General features: G+C 55.7%; 2 protein-coding genes. Both read left to right on the top strand.

Annotated elements, in window-relative coordinates; genetic code table 11:
* The first annotated feature begins 470 nt into the window (after positions 1 to 470).
* Positions 471 to 653, top strand: a complete 183-nt coding sequence (locus tag LAO21_23175) for a hypothetical protein (protein MBZ5555619.1) — start codon at positions 471 to 473, stop codon at positions 651 to 653.
* Between the two features lie 423 nt (positions 654 to 1,076).
* A complete protein-coding gene (locus LAO21_23170) occupies positions 1,077 to 3,179 on the top strand; it encodes an energy transducer TonB (protein MBZ5555618.1) in 2,103 nt (700 codons plus the stop codon).
* Positions 3,180 to 3,651: the final 472 nt, after the last annotated feature.

The following is a 3,651-nucleotide window of genomic DNA, read 5'->3' as shown; positions in this document are numbered from 1 at the left end:
TAAAAATTTTTTGGGGTCAGTTTCCATGTTGGCATTTTAGGGCCAGGTCTAAATTTTCAATGGCTCTCCTCCACAAACATCAAGATTGAAAATTTAGACTTGACCCTATTTCCCCGGAAATAAGCTTCGGTTGTTTCTAGAAATTTTTCTGTTAGAATTCAACAACGGGAGTTTTGATAAAGGAGCGAAAATGCTTCGCGGTTTCAGCGGCGTGGTTGTTCTAATGATCGCGGGCGCGATTCCTGCGGCACACGCGGCCGATTCCTTCGTGGGGAGCATCAAAACCGTCCAAGGCAGCGCCCTCGTTCAGCGAGCCTCCGGATCACGCCCCGCTACCGAAGGGTTGCCTACGTTTCGGGAAAGATCGCCAAATTCTCGCCGGAATCGGTAAAACTCCAGACCCCGGTAGGAATCATCGGCGTGCGGGGGACGCGCTTTGCCGTGGCACTCGACGCCCCGCGAGGCTCCCCATGACCGCTCACCGGAGAAGTTTTGCCGCCATGGGATTGGGACTGCTTCTGGCCACGGGCTGTGCGCCCAAGCGTGCGCCCTTGCAGCCGGTTCCGCAGCCCCCCGCCACGCAGAACCTGATCGTCTTGCTGCCCGACGACGACGGCACTGTAGGCAAAGTGACGGTGACTAACTCACAATGAAGAGGGTCAGATCCGGACAACCGGACAATTGCAAGACCATCGGGTCGGATCAAGGTAAGTTGCTGGAGGGTAAGACGACAAATGCCAAGGCCGCGTGTTTTGGAGGCTTAAACGGCCCTTTTCGCCCTCAAAAATATGCCCATTAGGCGCTTCGTCCTCCCGCAACTGGCAAGCGGCCCAGGCTGACATCACGCCCCTTTCAGTGGCTCCCGATCCCAACTGCTTCCGATTGATTGATATTTGAAAATTCGGCGATCGCCGCGGAGGCGCCAAGAATTCTCCGGTCAGACCTTTCCAATCTTTGAATCTTGGTGCATACCCCGCATCACTGGTGTCTTTCATCTTCAGCTGGAAAAATCCGCCCTCGCATCCTAAAATGAAATGCAGATGGCGGGACCTGACCCTGTTCGTTCAGGAGGCTTGATGTCCCTCACCGAACCCAAATCTATCGTGTTGATCGTCCTGGGCATGCTTGGACAATTGCAGCCATCTTCGGCTTGCGGGTTGATCCCGTTCATCCGTATGGGTGAAGCAGTTCAAGAAGCCGGCATTCTAACCCCGGCTTCACCAGTCTATCCTGCGTTGCCTCAACGAGCGCACGCCCGGGGCCGAGATGGTCCCGAGATGGCAATTTCCCGGAAACCTGATGTCACGAATGGTCTTGTGGCAAGCACACGTCCGATGCAGATTCGAACGGGCATCAATGCGGGGAAGCAGTGGCATGATCATCCCATCCTTCTGCAAGGGGGGCCGATTGGGATGATCAACAAGAACCCTATGGGTATCACATTGTTTGTTGAGACGCCTCCGTCTCCTCCTCAGGGTTCTCGCTCTTTTCAGCTAGCGGGGGGCATGGAACCGATTCATGCGTCTGCAGCCGTTCAGCCGGCAAAGCCTGTGTTTTGGGTTCCCCCCGAATATCCGGAGTCCGCAAAGGACTCGGGGATTTACGGCACGGTCCGTTTGGAAATCCTGATTAGCAAGACCGGAAGAGTCGAGCGAGCTACCGTTTTGGACGGACCCTCGGAGCTTCGCCAAGCTGCCATGGATGCGGTCACTCTGTGGCGCTATAAGTCCATGCTGGTGGGTGGAAAACCTTCTGAAGTACTCCATCGGGTGGACCTGTTCTTTTCCCTGGACCCTCCTCCCGATCAGAAGGATTCCGCAACGGTCTATGCGATTGCCCCTGACATCGGCGTTTGTGTCAGCTGCCTGGCTTTGACAGGTTTGCACTTGACCCTTCAGGAGGTCCGCGAACTCGAGAAACAGTTGTTGACCCATCCCCAGGATGTGACCGCGAGAACGCGCTTGCTTGGTTTCTATTTCTACGCCCGGGGAGACAGCTCCGACGCCACTCAAATACGGAGCGCTCGCCGTCGACACATCATTTGGCTGATTCGGAATCACCCCGAGGAAGTGATCGCCGGCCTTCCTTTTTCCTGGATTAGCGCCGTCCCTCAAATGAATCCGACGGGAATGGACTTATCCGACAAGATAGGCTTTGAAGAAGCCAAAGCCCTCTGGTTGAAAAAAGCCGAATTGCATTCAGATTCTCCGGTCGTGCTCACGCATGCCGCGAATTTTTTCATGTTATCTGACAAGGTTCTCGCCGAGAAACTTTACAAGAAAGCCCTTCAGGTTCACCCGGGGACCGAGAGTTCAGCAAGGATGCTGGGTATGCTTTATGCTGCGACTATTCTTGGGGCCCGATGGATTGACGCGGGATGGTCCATGAGCAATCTCGATCCCGCCAAGGCAGACCCGATTCTGGTGAAAAAGGCGAAGACGGAATTGGAGTCAACGACTAATTGGAATGTCCTCGATGAGGCGACGACAAGAATTGCCCAGACGGGGGTTGGATGGAAACAGGCTGACACGACCGGGACCGACGCGGTGGATTATACGCAGGTAGCGGAAGATCTCGTGGCCAAGGCGGTGGCACGCGATTCCCATAATCCTGGAGTCCTGGTGGTCGCAGCAAGGGTTCATCGCATCGTGGATGATCTTCGGCCCACTTCCGAGAACCGTCAGGCCGAAGCCAAGAGAAAGCTGGAAATGCAGGAGAGCGAACTGGCCAAGATGACTCCATCCAATGAGATGTTTCTTGCGCTTCCGATGGTCTTCGCGGCGGCCTTTGAGGCGGGCGAATTTGAAAAGGCGGCTTCTTATGCCCGACAAGCCATCGAAATGTCGTCCCGCAAAGATGTGCGACGAAAAGCCGACGTCCTCCCCTTTGCGCACATTGTTCTGGGTCGCGTGGCATTACGGCTAGGCGATATCAATCAAGCCAAACAAGAGCTCTTGCAGGCAGCCGCACCTCCCGATGACGGCTCAACTTCGCTTTGGGCCCCCAGCATGACCCTGGCCCAGGAGCTCCTGGAAAAAGGCGAACGAGCCACGGTTGTTCAATATCTGAATCTGTGCGGTCGCATCTGGGTCCGTGGCCGTGAGGCATTGGCTCGTTGGCAACACATCATCGAGGCCGGCGGAACTCCAACCTTTCCTGCCGCGCTGCTCCAACGATAAAGGCTTTGCTTCAAAAAGATCAATTGGGGTCGCGGTAGGGAAGCCCGTCGCCGGGCACCCCCCGCGCAGATCCGAACGTGCATTTTCGGGTCAGACTTCCACAATTACGATTCGGAAATCACCGCCAAGGCGCCAAGGGCGCAGAGGAGGAAGGGGGGTTGGCTCACGCCGGCTGCGTCAGAAAACTCGCTGGAGACTCGGGACAATCCCGAATCTCCGATTGCTTGCCTCTTGATCTTTGTTACAGCCCCGCTTTTTCAAGTCGCAGGAGGAAAGAGGGCTTGCGGGCATGTACCTGCCGCAATGCATTGAGCTGCGAGAATTTTCGGGTCGGAATTTTCGGGTCAGACCTTTCCATTTTCCCTTTCCAATTTTTTAGTTTTCATGGGCTTGAATTCTGTCGCCCCGCAAGCGGGGCTGAGATGTCATGGGAGGGGACTGGTACCCCGCCCTCGCTCCGCCCCGCAAAGAG

The sequence above is a fragment of the Terriglobia bacterium genome (assembly GCA_020073085.1).
Taxonomy (GTDB): Bacteria; Acidobacteriota; Terriglobia; order JAIQFV01; family JAIQFV01; genus JAIQFV01.
The sequence above is the reverse complement of the archived record's forward strand: the minus strand, read 5'-3'. Positions and strand labels throughout refer to the sequence as shown.